13 protein-coding genes are annotated in these 15,780 nt (G+C 62.0%); 10 read left to right on the plus strand and 3 right to left on the minus strand.

Going from position 1 to position 15,780, the window contains the following annotated elements; all coding sequences use genetic code 11:
* Positions 1-21: 21 nt before the first annotated feature.
* From sake_RS01045 to sake_RS01055, 3 genes are all read right to left on the minus strand, one after another.
* The gene (locus tag sake_RS01045; protein ID WP_178945269.1) at positions 22-1,593 is read right to left on the minus strand and encodes an aldehyde dehydrogenase (NADP(+)); all 1,572 of its coding nucleotides are present in this window, start codon (positions 1,591-1,593) and stop codon (positions 22-24) included.
* Positions 1,590-2,543, minus strand: coding sequence for a 5-dehydro-4-deoxyglucarate dehydratase (gene kdgD, locus sake_RS01050; protein ID WP_129358448.1), 954 nt, complete (start codon positions 2,541-2,543; stop codon positions 1,590-1,592). Before kdgD ends, sake_RS01045 begins: the two co-directional genes overlap by 4 nt.
* 125 nt (positions 2,544-2,668) lie before the next feature.
* On the minus strand, positions 2,669-3,562 hold the full coding sequence (locus tag sake_RS01055) for a LysR family transcriptional regulator (protein ID WP_129358449.1): 894 nt from the start codon (positions 3,560-3,562) through the stop codon (positions 2,669-2,671).
* A 172-nt stretch (positions 3,563-3,734) separates the two neighbouring features.
* Here sake_RS01055 and sake_RS01060 point away from each other — a divergent pair, with 172 nt between their 5' ends.
* The 10 genes from sake_RS01060 to sake_RS01105 all read left to right on the plus strand — a co-directional run bounded on the left by sake_RS01060 (position 3,735) and on the right by sake_RS01105 (position 15,773).
* A complete protein-coding gene (locus tag sake_RS01060) occupies positions 3,735-5,090 on the plus strand; it encodes a gluconate:H+ symporter (protein WP_129358450.1) in 1,356 nt (451 codons plus the stop codon).
* A gap of 72 nt (positions 5,091-5,162) precedes the next feature.
* Positions 5,163-6,437 carry a glucarate dehydratase family protein gene (locus sake_RS01065; protein WP_178945270.1) on the plus strand — a complete coding sequence of 425 codons (1,275 nt, stop codon included), beginning with the start codon at positions 5,163-5,165 and terminating at the stop codon, positions 6,435-6,437.
* A gap of 402 nt (positions 6,438-6,839) precedes the next feature.
* Complete coding sequence (gene mvk, locus sake_RS01070; RefSeq protein ID WP_178945271.1) at positions 6,840-7,811, plus strand: mevalonate kinase; 972 nt, start codon at positions 6,840-6,842, stop codon at positions 7,809-7,811.
* Positions 7,808-8,800: a diphosphomevalonate decarboxylase gene (mvaD, locus tag sake_RS01075; RefSeq protein ID WP_129358453.1), complete on the plus strand. Its 993-nt coding sequence runs from the start codon at positions 7,808-7,810 to the stop codon at positions 8,798-8,800. The genes mvk and mvaD overlap by 4 nt, the downstream gene beginning before the upstream one ends.
* A complete protein-coding gene (locus sake_RS01080; protein WP_178945272.1) occupies positions 8,797-9,987 on the plus strand; it encodes a phosphomevalonate kinase in 1,191 nt (396 codons plus the stop codon). The genes mvaD and sake_RS01080 overlap by 4 nt, the downstream gene beginning before the upstream one ends.
* Positions 9,984-11,087 carry a type 2 isopentenyl-diphosphate Delta-isomerase gene (gene fni, locus sake_RS01085; RefSeq protein WP_178945273.1) on the plus strand — a complete coding sequence of 368 codons (1,104 nt, stop codon included), beginning with the start codon at positions 9,984-9,986 and terminating at the stop codon, positions 11,085-11,087. The genes sake_RS01080 and fni overlap by 4 nt, the downstream gene beginning before the upstream one ends.
* Positions 11,088-11,098: 11 nt before the next feature.
* A complete protein-coding gene (locus sake_RS01090; RefSeq protein ID WP_178945274.1) occupies positions 11,099-12,145 on the plus strand; it encodes a hydroxymethylglutaryl-CoA reductase in 1,047 nt (348 codons plus the stop codon).
* Complete coding sequence (locus sake_RS01095; protein ID WP_129358457.1) at positions 12,146-13,360, plus strand: hydroxymethylglutaryl-CoA synthase; 1,215 nt, start codon at positions 12,146-12,148, stop codon at positions 13,358-13,360. It abuts the gene before it with no gap.
* 346 nt (positions 13,361-13,706) lie between these two features.
* On the plus strand, positions 13,707-14,399 hold the full coding sequence (locus sake_RS01100; RefSeq protein ID WP_129358458.1) for a TetR/AcrR family transcriptional regulator: 693 nt from the start codon (positions 13,707-13,709) through the stop codon (positions 14,397-14,399).
* A gap of 141 nt (positions 14,400-14,540) precedes the next feature.
* The gene (locus tag sake_RS01105) at positions 14,541-15,773 is read left to right on the plus strand and encodes an NAD(P)-binding domain-containing protein (RefSeq protein ID WP_129358459.1); all 1,233 of its coding nucleotides are present in this window, start codon (positions 14,541-14,543) and stop codon (positions 15,771-15,773) included.
* Positions 15,774-15,780: the final 7 nt, after the last annotated feature.

The following is a 15,780-nucleotide window of genomic DNA, read 5'->3' on the forward strand; positions in this document are numbered from 1 at the left end:
ATTTCCTCGCTTTCGGGCGGCTCACTTGCCGTCAATCGACTGGCTGACATCCCACGGGTTGGCATCCGTAGCCGGGGCGGGAAGCAGGTCCTGAGGGAAGTCCTGGTAGGCCACGGGCCGGAGGAAACGTTCGATGGCCAAGGTCCCCACGGACGTCGTGCGGGAATCGCTCGTGGCGGGGAAAGGACCGCCGTGCACCATGGCGTGCCCGACCTCGACTCCGGTTGGCCACCCTCCGTACAGGATGCGGCCCGCCAAATTCTCCAGCCGAGGCACCAGAGCGGCGACGTCATCGTGATCCGCCTCCGTCGCGTGGACCGTCACGGTCAACTGGCCTTCGACCTTTGCCACGGCTTCCTGAAGCTGAGCCGGTTCCCGGTACCGGACGATCAACGAGGCCGCTCCGAAGATTTCCTTCTGCAACTCGGCGTTGACCAGGAGTGTTTCCGCATTCGTTTCGAACAGCACCGGTCCGGGGGCGTTGGAACCCTGGCCGTCCTGCCCGCGGGCCACGATCTGGACGCCGCTCTGAGCCGACATGTGCTCGACTCCTTCGGCCCAGGACTTGGCGATCGAGGGTGTCAACATGGTCTGGCCGACGGCGGCGTCAACGAGTTCGACCGTCCGAGAGACGAATTTGTCTCCCTCCGGGCCTTCCGGAACGAAAATCAGACCGGGCACGGTGCAGAGCTGCCCCGACGAACCCGTGACGGAGCCGACGAATCCCTCGGCCAGATCAGAGGCCGATTCCAGTGCACCCGGCAAGACAACCACGGGATTGATGGAGCTCATTTCCGCATATACCGGGATGGGGCGAGCGCGTTCGAAGGCGGTCCGGGCAATGGCCAATCCGCCCGAGCGGGAGCCCGTGAAGCCGACGGCCGTGATCCGCGGATCCGCGACGAGCCGCTGGCCGATCTTTGCGCCGGGGCCGTACACGAGAGAAAAGGTGCCCGCTGGCAGACCCAGCTCCGTGATGGCTTCGTGGATCGCCTGGGCTACCAATTCTGCCGTGCCAGGGTGCGCGTTATGTGCTTTGAAGAGCACGGGGCAACCGGCGGCCAGCGCCGAAGCAGTGTCTCCGCCGGCCGTTGAAAAGGCCAACGGGAAGTTGCTGGCCCCGAATACGGCCACAGGACCCAGGGGGACCATGCGTTGCCGGATATCCGCCCGTGGAGCTGGCTCCCGCTCGGGCAGTGCGGGGTCGATCCGAACCCGGTGGAAGGACCCGGAGCGAACCACCGTCGCGAAGAGCCGAAGTTGATTCGAGGTCCTGGACAGCTCACCGTTGAGTCTTGCTTCGGTGAGTCCCGTCTCTTGCTTCGCGCGGTCGACGATGGCTTCCCTGCGATCCTCCAGGTTGGCGACGATGAGATCCAAGAAGTCGGCTCGCTCCGTGGGATCCGTGGCGCTGTACCCCGGGAAAGCCTCGTGAGCGGCCTGAGCCGCTGCATCGAGTTGGTCGGCGCCGATCAGTGAAAACACCGGTTCAAGGTGTTCTTCCGTGGCCGGATTGAGAGCTTTGATTTCTCCTTCGCTCCCGGGGACCCACTCGCCGTTGATCAGTGAATTTCCGTTGAGGGTGTTGGTCATCGTGTTTCACCTTCCTGAGGGGTGCGAACGTCCGCGACGTTCGAGGTCTGAATCAGATGTTCGAGGTCGCTGAAATCGTGGGGTCTGAGGTCGTGCAAGGGCGGACGGACCGGCCCGCATCCGCGGCCGACGATCTCGAGCCCGGCCTTGATGATCGAGACTCCATATCCTTTTCCGCGGTCCCTGATGTCCAGGTACGGCAGAACGAAGTTCCGCAGTTTTTCTTGGACCGAGGAATGATCGAGGTTTCGGACATCGGCGTAGAATTCGAGAGCGAATTCCGGCGCGAAATTGAACAAGGCGGAAGAGTAGGTGCTGACGCCCATCTGCAAGAGTGGAAGCGCATAAGTTTCCGCCGTGGGGAGACCCCCGAGGTAGAAGAGCCTGTCGCCGTTCCGGGCCGTGACCCGCGCGAGCTGCTCGATATTTCCGACGGCATCCTTGAACCCGATCAAGTTCCGGTGCCTTTCGGCTAAACGGGCAATGGTTTCGGCAGAGTAAATGGCATTCGCGCGGTTGTACACGATGACGCCGATGTCGACCGAAGAGCACACCGCGGAGGCGTGTTCGAGCAGACCGTCCTGGTCGCATTCGGTCAGATAAGGAGGCAACAGAAGAATGCCTTCGGCGCCGGCCTCTTCGGCGGCCTGGGCGCAACGGACCGCTTGTTTCGTCGATCCGGACGCCGAGCCGAGTACAGGGACTTCCGGCCTGGTCGATTGAACCGCCCAATCCGTGACCTTGGCGTTCTCCTCGGGAGTGAGGCTGAATCCTTCGCCCGTGCCGCCGGCCGCGAAAAGGCCTGCGACGCCGAAGCTGGACTGCCACTCGATGTGGCGCCGGTAAGCGGTTTCGTCGAGCTCCCCGTCCTGTCCGAATGCCGTCGCGGGGAATGAGAGCAAGCCATCCTTGAGATGGATTGCAAGCTCGTGGGGCGAGAACTGCGCCATGGGGACTCCTTCACGTTTCGTGCGTCGATGGTTGGAACTCATCGGAGTCTATGAACTGCGTCTCATGCCTGTCCAAGTGCAATTATGCATATATCAATGCCATTCCAGTATCACGGGGATTCGCATCACCGCGCCCAGTCCGGAGGTAGGGAATCCATGAGCTGCCGGAGTCGTATGGCGGTGGGCGTGGGTCGTTCTGCCAAAGTGATGAGCTGCAGCTCGACGATGTCCTTCCGCAAATCGTCGAATTGGCGGTATGTGACACCCGGGAAATTCAACTTGGTCGCGGATTCCGGAACGAGGGCGATGCCGTGTCCGGCGGCCACCAGACTGACCATCGTGGTGATTTGGCTCAGGGAATGGGAAACGTCCGCGTGGTCGATCTTGAAGTTCCTGACCACGAGGTCGTAGAAATATCGGGCTCCCTCCGCCGAGTGCATGATCAGCGGATGCCCTAAGACGTCCTCGCGGTGCAGATGCCGCCCGGTCAGTAGCTCATGGCCATCCGGGGCCGCGAGGACCAGCCCCTCCGTGTGGATCGAGTCGGTTCTGAAGCCTTCCGACGGCATCGACAACCGGCCGAGACCCGCGTTGATCCGTCCGTCCTCGAGGGCCTCGAGCTGGCGGGATGTCACCATCTGGTGCAGATCGATCGCAACGCCGGGCATGCGTTCCTTCATGAGGGTCAGGATGGGACCCAGGGTCGTGAGTCCTGCGGCTGCGGTATACCCCAGGCTCAGGCGCCCCTGAAGCCCTTGGGAGGCCTGAACGGCCGATTCACCGGCACGAGTGACCGATGTGAGAATCAACCGGGCCTGGTCGAGGAAAGCAGAACCCGCCGCCGTGAGCTCAACTCTTCGATGTGTCCTCAGAATCAACTGAGCCCCCACGCTCTTCTCCAATTTCTGGATTTGGCGGCTGAGCGGGGGTTGAGTCATGGCAAGTTCCTCGGCTGCCCGGCCGAAATGCAAGTTTTCGGCGACGGCGACAAAGCATCTCAGCTGATCGAGGGTAAACATGGGCCTCCGAATGTTTCATGTCTTTTAGGTATTAGTTCATGCAAACCTAGTTATAGACAATATTGAAGCGCAACTCATAAGCTCGACCCCAATGTGAACCAGAACACGAATTGACGCATCCGACCTGCTCCAGGGCTCTCGCCCGGGTGGCGGGGATTCGAAGGAGAATTTGATGCCCCTACTCATCGTGGCCGTTGCGGTGGCTTTGTTGCTCATCCTGATGACCAAGTTCAAGCTCAATGGCTTTGTGGCGCTGCTGATCGTCTCGGTATTGGTCGCAAGCTGGGGTGCTTTGTCGGGCGTGCTGACGGTCGACGACAAACCCGCCACGGTCGCCGACATACCCGACATCATCGGCAGCGGCATGGGTGGTCAGCTCGAAGAAACCCTCGCCGTCATCGGAATCGGCGCCATGATAGGCAGAATCCTCGGTGACGCTGGGGCGGCGCAAAGAATTGCCCTGCGCGTGGTGGACCTCTTGGGGGAGAAGCGCGTGCAGTGGGCCATGGTGGTCACGTCCATGCTGATCGGCGTGACCATGTTCTACGAGGCTGCCTTCGTGATCGTGGTTCCGATCGCTTTCACGCTCGTCAGGGCGACACGGACCAACTTGCTGTGGGTCGGGCTCCCGATGTCCATTGCGTTGTCGACCATGCATTCCTTCTTGCCCCCGCACCCGGGACCGACCGCGGCCGCGAGCATCTATCAGGCCTCTCCGGGTTTGGCGCTGCTCTACGGATTGTTCATCGCGGTTCCTGCCGGCGTGCTGGTGGCCATGGTGTGGCCGCGCTTGTCCTTCGTGAAGAAGATCCAGCCCGAGATCCCTCGCGGCCTCATCTCGGAAAAGAGCTTCACGGACGAAGAGATGCCCAGTATGGGCCGCTCGTTGCTCGTTGCCCTTCTTCCCGTGATTCTCATTGCCGGCGCGGAAATCTACATCATGGTCGGGGAGGAAAGCTCGAGCCTGATGCAATTCGTGACCTTCATCGGTTCGCCGACGGTCGCCCTGCTGATTTCGCTTCTCGTCGCCATCGTCGTCTTCGGCCCGATGAGCGGGAGGCCGTTGTCCGAGTTGGCCGTCTCCATGTCCGAGTCCGCGCGGGCCATGGCCATGATCATTATGGTGATCGCCGCGGGCGGTGCATTCAAAGAGGTTCTGGTCTCCACGGGCATCGCTCAGTACATTGCGGACATGACCTCGGGCTGGCCGGTTCACCCGATCATTCTGGTGTGGTTGACCGCCGTAATCCTACGAGTAGCCCTCGGCTCGGCATCGGTTGCCGTCACGACGGCCGCAGGAATTGCGGCACCGCTGGTTGCTTCGAGCGGAGTGTCCCCGGAACTGATGGTCCTGGCCACCGCTTGTGGGTCGATCGCCGTGAGTCACGTCAACGATCCCGGCTTCTGGATGTTCAAGGAGTACTTCAACTTGTCGGTCGTGCAGACCCTCAAGGCCCGCACCACGTACACGACCGTTCTCTCGGTTCTGGGGCTGGGAGGAGTGCTGCTCATGAATCTGATCGTGTGACTCAGGCGGGTCCTCCCTGCCAATCCGAGAGCCCCTCGAACACATCTCGACACCGATCCGGAGGCGAAGCCCATGGCCGCAGATACCACGATTTCAACCATCAGGATCACCCCAGTTGCCTTTTCGGACCCGCCCCTCCTGAACTCGGTGGGTGTTCACGAGCCATACGCGCTCCGTTCCATCATTGAAGTCGAAACGGCGTCGGGTATCACGGGTATCGGTGAGTCGTACGGCTCGGCCGTTCACCTCTCACGACTTGATCTGGCCGCTCGTGCGCTCATCGGGGTCGACGCGGAGAGCCTGCTCGCGATGCGCTGCGCCGTTTCGCGTGCACTGGCCGACGATTCCGTCCGCGGCGGCGACGGCATGGCCGGCATGGTCACAACGTCCTCGACTCTTGACCGGGTCTACTCGCCCTTCGAGGTCGCCGCCCTGGACATCCAGGGACAGCAGTTCGGCGTTCCCGTCAGCAGCCTCCTGGGCGGTCTGGCGCGGGAAAGCGTCCCGTTCAGCGGATATCTCTTCTACAAGTGGTCGGCTCACCCCGGCATGGAGCCGGATCAATGGGGGGAGGCGCTCAACGCGTCCCAAATAGTTGATCAAGCGGAAAAGATGGTGTCCGAGTACGGTTTCACAGCGCTCAAACTCAAGGGCGGCGTCTTGAGGCCCGAGGACGAAGCCGAGACCGTGGAGGCATTGGCAGAAAGGTTCCCGGACATGCCCCTTCGGATCGACCCCAATGCGGCCTGGTCCGTGAGTACCGCGATCAAAATCGGCAAACGACTCGAAGGAAAACTCGAATATCTCGAAGATCCCGCTCCCGGGCTGGACGGAATGGCCGAGGTCCGGAGCCATGTTCCGATGCCGCTCGCGACGAATATGTTCGTCGTCGCCTTCGACCACATCCCGGAATCCGTGAGCCGGGAGGCCATCGACATCATCCTGTCCGACCCACATTTCTGGGGCGGTCTGGAACACACCAAACTTCTGGCCGGAATAGCGTCCACATTCGGCATGAATCTCTCCATGCACTCGAACTCCCATCTGGGAGTCAGTCTGGCCGCGATGCTGCATGTGGCCGGTGCGACACCCAATATCGATTACGCCTGTGACACGCACTGGCCCTGGAAGAAGCCCGACGATGACGTCGTGTCGGGAACGCCGTTCACTTTTGAAGGCGGAGCCGTCTCGGTGCCGACAGGTCCCGGACTCGGCGTTTCGCTGGACCACGAGAAACTGTCGCGTCTGCACGAGCAGTATGTGAAGGTCGAGATGCTGGAAAGAGACGACACCGGCTATATGCAGACGTACGACCCAACTTTCGATCCCAGTATGGGGCGTTGGTAAGGAGGCGAGACGGCGAACCTCGCGGCACGAAACCGAGGTGCAAGTCGAAGCTTCCGAGCGGGGCGAAGAACCGAAATATGCCCGTACGTCGCCGCAACATGAAGGTGATAACAGCCACTCCGCCCGATGGTAATGAGCACAGGACTGGGAGGGTCCAACCTGACAGATGCGTGATGTTCGATATCCTGAGGAAGCCGTAGGGACCGGTCATCTCCGATGATTGTCGCTTCTCCGCGGATGACAGACCAGCCAAGACGGCAGCGAGCTCCGGGCCACGCTTCTGGGCGGTGCCTTTGGTGCGAACTGAAGCCGAAATCGCGTGGTGCGTGAAACCTGGGGTATACGGAATATGCTTGATCCGTCTTGGAAAGTATTTACCCTTGCCCATCGGAGTTCAGAGATTTGCACAAGTTGAAAGAGGCCGACCCCCTTCAGTCGTCCGCGGTCGGTCAGTCCGTGGCGTGGGGCAAGGTCATTCTTTTCGGGGAGCACTCGGTGGTCCACGGGCATCCCGCAATTGCGTTCCCGCTGCCGCAGGTCGGCCTGACGGCCACCGCAACCCCGTCTCCGGGACCGCTGTGGCTCACGGTTGACATCTATGACGGTCCGCTCGCCAGCGCGCCCCCGATGCTCGCCCCGCTGGGGGCGACCATTACCGCAACCCTCGAGCTCATCGGGCATCACCAGCAAGGTCTCCACATCACATGCATCGGAGACTTCCCGCTCGAGCGCGGACTCGGTTCCAGCGCCGCGGGAGCGGCCAGCATCGCAAATGCGATTCTCGACCTGACCGGCAACGACCTCCCGCGTTCCGTCCGCCACGGACTCGTCCAGACCGGCGAGAGGGTGGCTCACGGAAACCCCTCGGGGTTGGACGCATATACCGTCCTCAGCCGCTCGCCAATCTGGTTCCAGGCCGGCATCGCAGAGAATATTGAGGTGAATCTGGGGGCCCCGATCGTCGTCGCCGATTCGGGTCAGCCCGGCGACACCCACTCGGCCGTCGGCGCCGTCACTGAAATGCGGCGGACCAACCCGGGCGACGTCGCCCGATACTTCGAAACGATCCGCGACCACACGGTTGCGGCCCGCGAGAATCTCAAGAATGATGAGCGCGAGGCGCTCGGACGCCGTATGAACGAGGTTCACGAAGCCCTGCGCGAGTTATCGGTCTCAAGCCCGCATCTGGATCAACTGGTCCGATCCGCTCGTGACGCCGGAGCCCTCGGGGCAAAGCTGACCGGAGGGGGTCGCGGCGGCTGCGTCATCGCCCTTGCGCGGGATTTCCAGCACGGCGAAGAGCTGGCCAAGGAACTTCGGCAGGCCGGGGCGCTGCAAACCTGGATCCTGAACCCAGAGGAGTTCGAGCAGTGACCCTTGCCCGTGCGACGGCCGTGGCCCACCCGAACCTCGCCCTCATCAAATACTGGGGAAAGCGGGACGAGGAGCGGGTGCTCCCTTGGACCGGAAGCCTGTCATTGACGTTGGACGTTTTCCCGACGAAGACCTCGGTCACTCTTGACCCATCATTGAAAGAGGACCGGTTCTTCCTCAATGGATCGGAAGTCTCCGGGACACCATTGGCCCGTGTCCGGACATTCCTGGAGCTGGTTCGGGAGAAGTCCGGTCGCACTACCCGAGCCAGTGTCGAATCCAGGAATTCCGTTCCGACCGGCGCGGGACTGGCCTCTAGCGCCTCCGGATTCGCGGCACTCGCGACCTCGGCGAGTCGGGCCTACGGGCTGCCCACCGACACCGTGTCCCTTTCCCGCTTGGCCCGCCGGGGCTCAGGATCGGCTTGCCGCTCCGTCTTGGGAGACCTGGCAGTGTGGCGCGCCGGCGAAGGAACCGGCGACGAGGCCGATGCTGCATCTTATGCGGAACAGATCCCCGGCCCGCGGCTCGCCATGGTCATCGCCGTGGTCTCAGCTGCGCAGAAGTCCATTTCCTCGCGGGTCGCGATGCGCGAAACAGCGCGGACATCATCCTTCTTCGATGGTTGGGTATCCGGCACCGCACAGGATCTGACGGCGATGACGGCCGCGCTCGCTGACGGCGACTACACGCAAGTAGGCGAACTGACCGAGTCCAACGCACTGCGCATGCACGCCGCGATCAACGCCGCCCGGCCGCCCATTCGCTACCTTGCTCCGACCTCGATCGAGCTGTTCGACGCCGTGGCACAGTTTCGTGCCGACGGTTTGGAGGTCTACGGGACCGCGGACGCCGGGCCCAACGTGGCCGTTCTCTGCCGGGACGAAGACCTCGAAAAGACGCATCGGGCACTTTCGGATCGGTTCCCCGATCTAGAACTCATTCCGGCGCGCTCCGGCCCAGGCGCGCACCTCGTGGAGGATGCATGATCCTGTCCGAGGCGCCCGGCAAGCTTTACGTCGTGGGCGAGTACGCCGTCGTCGAGCCCGGTCACCGAGCGATTCTGATTGCGGTAGATCGTTACGTCAGCGTCGAGGCGCGCTCCGCGGAAGAGGTCGGGGCTCTCTTCTCGACCGCCAGCGACCAGCCCCTGACGTGGAGACATTCCGGAAACGTGGTCGAGTTCGATGAGGATACGGCCGGTTTCTACCGTTATCTCGTGGCCGCCCTGCAGACGGTCGAGAGACTTCGTCGCGAACGCGGGCTCGAGGCGAAGCACTACGAGCTCCACGTCAGCAGTCATCTCGACGACGCCGCAACCGGGACCAAATTCGGGCTTGGTTCCTCCGGGGCGGTGACTGTGGCTGCGGTCGGTGCTATCGGGTGCATCTATGGTTTGGACCTCAGCCCGGAGAAGATCTACCGCCTTGCCATGATCGCGACCATGCAGGTCACGCGCACGACCTCGGGCGGTGACATCGCAGCGAGTTCACTCGGCGGATGGGTCTCCTATGCATCGCCGGACCGCGAATGGCTGTTCGAGGCTTCGTGCGAACGCGACGTCGAGGACCTCCTCGCCATCGAGTGGCCGGGGCTGCGCCTGGACCGTCTGGACGGGCTGGATCGCGATGGTGACGACCGCGCGGCCGCCTACACCGCGAGCTTCGCGTCATCGACGGCTGTCGAATCGCCCGCTGAGTCGCCGCTGACGGTGCGGGTCGGATGGACCGGTGAGCCGGCGGACACCCCGGAACTCGTGGGCCGCTTGCGGAAGAAGACGGCACTCCCGTCAGACTTGCTGCGACGCTCCGATGCGCAGGTAGAGGCACTTGAAACGGCTTTGATCAGCGGAAACATTGAAAATTTGAGCGAAATTGTGGCTGAAGCCCGCACGATTCTGGGAGAATTGGCGAGGCAACGGGACAGCGTCATCGAAACTCCTGAATTGACCGCGCTCGTGGAATCCGCGCTGAGATCCGGTTGGGCGGCCAAGTCCTCAGGCTCAGGCGGCGGAGACTGCGGAATCGCGATCGGCCCGGCGGGCAGTGACGACCGCGAGTTGGAAAGGGCTTGGATCAAGGCCAATATTCGTCCGCTGCCTCTTCGCGTCTCGTCACGAGGGCAGAAAATCCTGGCGGATTCCATCCGTTCCACCAACACGAGGGACTCAGCATGATCAGTAACCGCAAGGATGACCATCTGAACTTCGCCGCAGCCCAGCAGCGTGAGGAGCGCGCGCGGACGGACTGGGACGAGGTCCGCCTGCTTCACCACGGACTGGCCGGAATCGACGCGAGCGACGTCGATATCTCGACCTCGTTGCCAGGCGATATCCGCTGGCCCCTTCCGTTTTACATCAACGGCATGACCGGGGGGACCGAAACCACCGGTAAGGTCAACGCCGCGCTGGCCGAAGCAGCGGCCGAAACGGGCATTGCGATGGCGACCGGTTCGATGAGTATCTACCTCCGCGACGAAAGCGTGCTTCCGACCTTCCGTGTGCTCCGTGACAAGAACCCTCATGGCTTCGTGATGGGCAACCTCAGCGCGGATGCCACCCCGGACCAGGCACGGCGCGTCGTCGAGGCCCTTGAAGCAAATGCCCTTCAAATCCACATCAATTCCGTTCAGGAGACCGTGATGCCGGAAGGTTCGCGCGGTTTCGGGTCCTGGGCGGAGAACATTGCGTCCGTCGTCGAGTCCACGCCCGTTCCGGTGATCGTCAAGGAAGTCGGCTTCGGAATGTCTCGCGAGACGGTCGCCCTCCTCGCGGAACTGGGCGTGAGCATCGCCGACGCGGCCGGAAACGGTGGAACCAACTTTGCACGGGTTGAAAATGACAGACGCGCGGGCAAAGATTATGCTTTCCTGGCCGACTTCGGCCAGTCCGCCGCCGCATCGTTGCTGGACGCGACGACGCTCCCGGCGGAGACCCCGCGCCCGGCGTTGTTGGCTTCGGGCGGAGTGCGAAACCCGTACGACGTGATCCGGGGTCTTTCCCTCGGAGCGCGAGCGGTAGGAGTTGCGGGGACCTTCTTGCACACGGTGTTGGGGGAGTCAGGGGTCGAGGCGAACGCCGCAGGAACCAAACGCCTTATAGAGCAGGTCAACGACTGGCGGGACCGCCTCATCGAGATGTATGCGATGTTCGGTGCGGCCACGACTCGGCAACTCAGCGAAACCGACGTGATGATCGGCGGCGAACTCGCCGAGACGGCCCGACTGCGGGGCGTGAATCTCGCGTTCCTGGCGAACAGGCGCAGCTTTAGACGATGACCGGAGGAAATATGCACGAGCCGTTTCAGACACCTCTCCCGACGCAGTGGATCGGGCCGATCCGTGTGTCCGGGAACGTGATCGGAAACGAAGAGGTCGAAGTTCCCCTTGCAACCTACGAAACGCCCCTGTGGCCCTCGGTCAAAAGAGGATCCAAGATTTCTCGGTTGGTCGAAGGCGGGATCCGCGCGACTTTGGTCGACGACCGCATGACCCGCTCGGTGTACTTCGAAGCGCCCGACGCCGGAGCGGCCCATCGCGTGGCTCGTGAACTGGACGCACGACGGGGTGACCTCCAGGCCGTTGTGTCCCAGGCATCTCGGTTTGCGAAACTCATCGACCTGCACTTCCAGTACGCGGGCAATCTTCTGTACGTCCGTTTCGACTTCACCACGGGCGATGCTTCCGGTCACAACATGGTCACCCTCGCGGCCGACAACCTCATGCCCTGGATTCTCCAGGAATACCCCGAACTCGAGTACGGGTCGATCTCCGGGAACTTCTGCTCGGACAAGAAGCCCACGGCGGTCAACGGCATTCTGGGGCGCGGCAAGAACGTCGTGACCGAAATCGTGATCCCGCGGGACGTCGTTGTGCGTCATCTCAAGACCACGCCCGAAGAGGTCGCGGACCTCAACGTGCGGAAGAACCTCATCGGTACCAACCTGGCCGGCGGCCTGCGTGCGGCCAACGCGCACTATGCCAATATGCTCTTAGCGTTTTACCTTGCCACGGGGCAGGATGCGGCCAATATTGTGGAAGGTTCGCAAGGGGTGACGACCGCCGAAGTTCGAGACGGCGATCTGTACTTCTCCTGCAACCTCCCCAACCTGATCGTGGGGACTGTCGGTAACGGCAAGGGCGCAGGTCTGACCGTTGTCGAGGACAATTTGCAGAAGCTGGGTTGCCGTGAAGATCGGGAGCCCGGCGCGAATGCCCACCGTCTCGCGGTTCTATGTGCCGCATCGGTCTTGTGCGGGGAGCTTTCCCTGATGGCCGCTCAGACTAATCCCGGTGAGCTCATGGCAGCGCACGTGAAGATTGAAAGGAATCAGTAGTTGAGCACAGAAACCACGGAAAACCCGCAGGCGGGGGCCGCACACGGCGCCGTCCCGAGCGGAATCCAAGATATCGCCTTCGCAACCGGTCACTACTCCTTCGATCTCGCGCATCTTGCCGAGAAGCAGGACATCGACGTCAACAAGTACTACATCGGAATCGGCCAGGAGACCATGAGTCTGACCGCCGAGGACGAGGACACCGTGACCATGGGGGCCGCGGCCGCCCAACGCATCATCGAACGCAACGGTACCGATGGGATTCGTACCCTGCTGTTTGCGACCGAGTCGGGAATCGACCAGTCCAAGTCGGCCGGCGTCTACGTGCACGGGCTGTTGAACCTTCCGCGCGAGGTTCGCACCATCGAAACCAAGATGGCCTGTTACGGCGGAATCGGCGCGCTCCAGATGGCGCTCGGCATTGTGGCCCGGAACCCCGAGGAAAAGGTTCTGGTCATCGCGTCGGACGTCGCCCGATACGACGTGGACACGTCCGGCGAGCCCACGCAGGGAGCTGCCGCCGTCGCGTTCCTGGTGCAGGCCAACCCGGATATTTTGGCGATCGAACCTGCCCAGGGCGTGTACACGCTGGACGTCCAGGACTTCTGGCGGCCGAACCATCGCAACACCGCCCTCGTGGACGGAAAGTTCTCCGTGGGGGCGTACTTGGATGCGTTGGTGGGGGCGTGGAATGACTACCGTGCGCATGGCGGCGTCGACTTCGATGACATCAACTGGTTCTGCTATCACCAGCCCTTCACCAAAATGGCGGTCAAGGCGCACGTTCGGTTGACCGAAGAAGCCGGGACCCCGCTGGAGAAGGCCGAAGCTGCCGCCGCACTGGCCCCGACCTTCGGATACAACAAGCAACTCGGCAACAGCTATACGGCCTCGATCTTCTTGGGATTCCTGGCTTTGCTGGATTCGGATGAGGAGATTGCCGGTCAGCGAGTCGGCTTCTTCTCCTACGGTTCCGGCGCGGTCTCCGAGTTCTTCGTGGGTGTAATCCAGCCCGATTACCGCGATCACCTCCGCGCCGAGGAGCATCAGGCGATCCTGGACGCACGCGAGCCCGTCGACTACAACCAGTACCGAGCCCTGCACCCGGGGACCATGGTCCGGCCGCTCGACAATTACAAGACCGAGAGGCAGACCCAGTCCCCGTTCCGCTTTGAGGGCGTCGACGAGGGATCGCGGATCTACGGCAAGTCGTAATCGGTTCACAGGCTCCCCCGACGATGCGGCAACGATTCGTTGTCCGTAGTTCGAAAGCCGGGGAGGGACCGTTCGGGAGGGGCGGTGGGTGCGGTTGTTCAACCTCATCCACTGCCCCTCTTGCTCGATTCGGCAATGACCAGGGGCCGGTGATGGCGAGCGTCACCGCTCAGAAGCCCAGGTTCTTCTCACCGTGCGCACCCCGAAGGGCACGGGTTTCAGGAGCCAGTCGCACGCGCGTGCGGGTTCGAGACTTTCGGTGAATTGCTCCGCGAAGACGTCGAGACGGCCTGATCCCAGACGTGAAAAAGTTGCGTAAGCTGAAAGGTGTCTGGGAGGTGCGAATATGGCAGAGGGTCGGGAGCGACGTCGGCGGGGCGACGGCGGTCAGTTGCGGGGTGAGATTCTCCAGGCCGTCAGCAGGTTGCTCGACAAATGGGGCAGCATCGAGCGTTTGACCATGCGAGCTGTGGCTGCGGAAGCGGGAGTTTCTGCTCCGAGCATCTATCTTCACTTCAATGACAAGACCGACTTGGTGTGGGCAGCATTGTCCGAGAAGTACGATCAGCTGGCATCCTGCATGCACGTCGCCGACCAGAAAGCTGCGGAAGAGCCGCTGGCTAGGCTGCGTGCCCAAATGCATGCATACTGCCGATACGGCCTGGAGTACCCCGGCTATTACCGGCTACTGTACGAAACACGTCAGCCCCAGGTTGATAGCTCACGGGTCCGGCACCATCCGGCCAAAGTCGTTTCGGGAAGTCTGCGGACCGCAGTGGAAAGATGCAACCAGGCGGGGTATCTATTGTCCCAGCCGGTTGATCAGGTAGTTCAAACCCTATGGTCAGGGATGCACGGCAGTCTCTCCCTCGCTCATAGTCTTTTTTACGAGGAATCCCTGGAACCTATAGTCCTCGGCACCGCCGACGGGCTTCTGGACTCGATGGTCGCTCCTCAAGAACCTGGGTTTGTTGACCGGGCTGGACAAGGCGAAAGCCAGGCATCACTGCGAATCCGTGCCCTACTCGAGGGATCCTAGACCCTCGTTCCCATCATTTTGACGACACAGGACAAGGGTCTACAGTCTTAACTTAACTAAGTTAGGTTAGAAAAATTCTGGTTCCCTCTTCGTCCTTTGCGCTAGCGCGACGGAGCGAGACACGCAACAAAAGGATGGCTCATGAACGAATCAACACGGGATGAACCCGGACTCCGCGCGGGGGTAGTCGGGCTCGGGATGATCGGAGGGGGAGTTGCCACGAGTCTTGCCCGGAGCGGGCGTACCCCACTGGTCTACGACATTCGCCCACAGGCGGCGGACCTTCCAGGCAGTCCTGAGTTGGCCTCGTCGCCTGCAGATGTGGCGGCCCGAAGCGACGTCGTGATGGTTGCCGTCGTCAGCGCAGAGCAGGCCTTGGATGTTCTCAATGGAGAACAAGGGGTGCTGGCAGCCGCCCACGACGGTCTCACAGTCGTTCTGCTGAGCACCGTCAGCCTGGCCAGTGTCAGACAGCTTTCAGACCTGTGTGCCGAACACGGCGTGACGCTTCTCGATTGCGGCGTCACGCCAGGGGACAAAGCGGCCGAGAACGGGATGGTCGTCATGGTAGGCGGTGACACCTCAGAGGTTGATCGTGTCCGTCCGGTACTGGATGACTTTGCCAAAGCCGTGGTCCATTGCGGCCCGCTGGGCGCGGGAATGGCGACCAAAATCGCCCGCAACATAGTCACCTACGGCAGCTGGCGCACGGTCAGTGAGGCGGCCTCGCTGGCCGAATCCGCCGGGGTAGACCCACAGACACTCATCCAGGTTATCCAGACCGCGGATCCGGACGGCCACACTTTGCTGTTATTGCTCCAGATGCAGCAGAACGGTGATGCCGACGCCGTGGGACATCAAATACTTCCCTTGATGACCAAGGACCTCTCGGCCGCTCAACAGCTCGCCGCCGATTCTGGCCTACGGCTGCCGCTGGTCGAGGCGAGCCTTGCCGGGGCTTCGGAGACTCTCCACCTCGATCCTCCGGAGGAAACTGAACGAGACGGTCGACAGATGATGGATGAAGTCTACGGATCAGGATTCAGCCAACGTGTCCCCGAGCAAGGCGGGGCCTTTATGCAGGAGACCGTAGACCACTTATTCGGCGACATCTGGAATCGCCCGGAACTGTCCATACGCGACCGTCGTCTGCTCGTTCTGGGCGCTACGGCCGCATTGGGGGACGTCGATCTGATTCGAACCCAAGTGCGAGGCGCTCTCGCCAACCAGGAGCTCACTTCCGAACAGCTTGACGAGGTTGTACTGCATCTCGCGTTTTATGTCGGCTGGGGCAGAGCAACCCGGTTACAAGAAGGCATCTCCGAGGCCCTCGTCGAGCATCGGAAAGATGCTCTTCCCTCGCGAGACTCCTGATCACGCA

Origin of the sequence: Kocuria sp. TGY1127_2 (genome assembly GCF_013394385.1) — a bacterium.
Taxonomy (GTDB): Bacteria; Actinomycetota; Actinomycetes; order Actinomycetales; family Micrococcaceae; genus Rothia.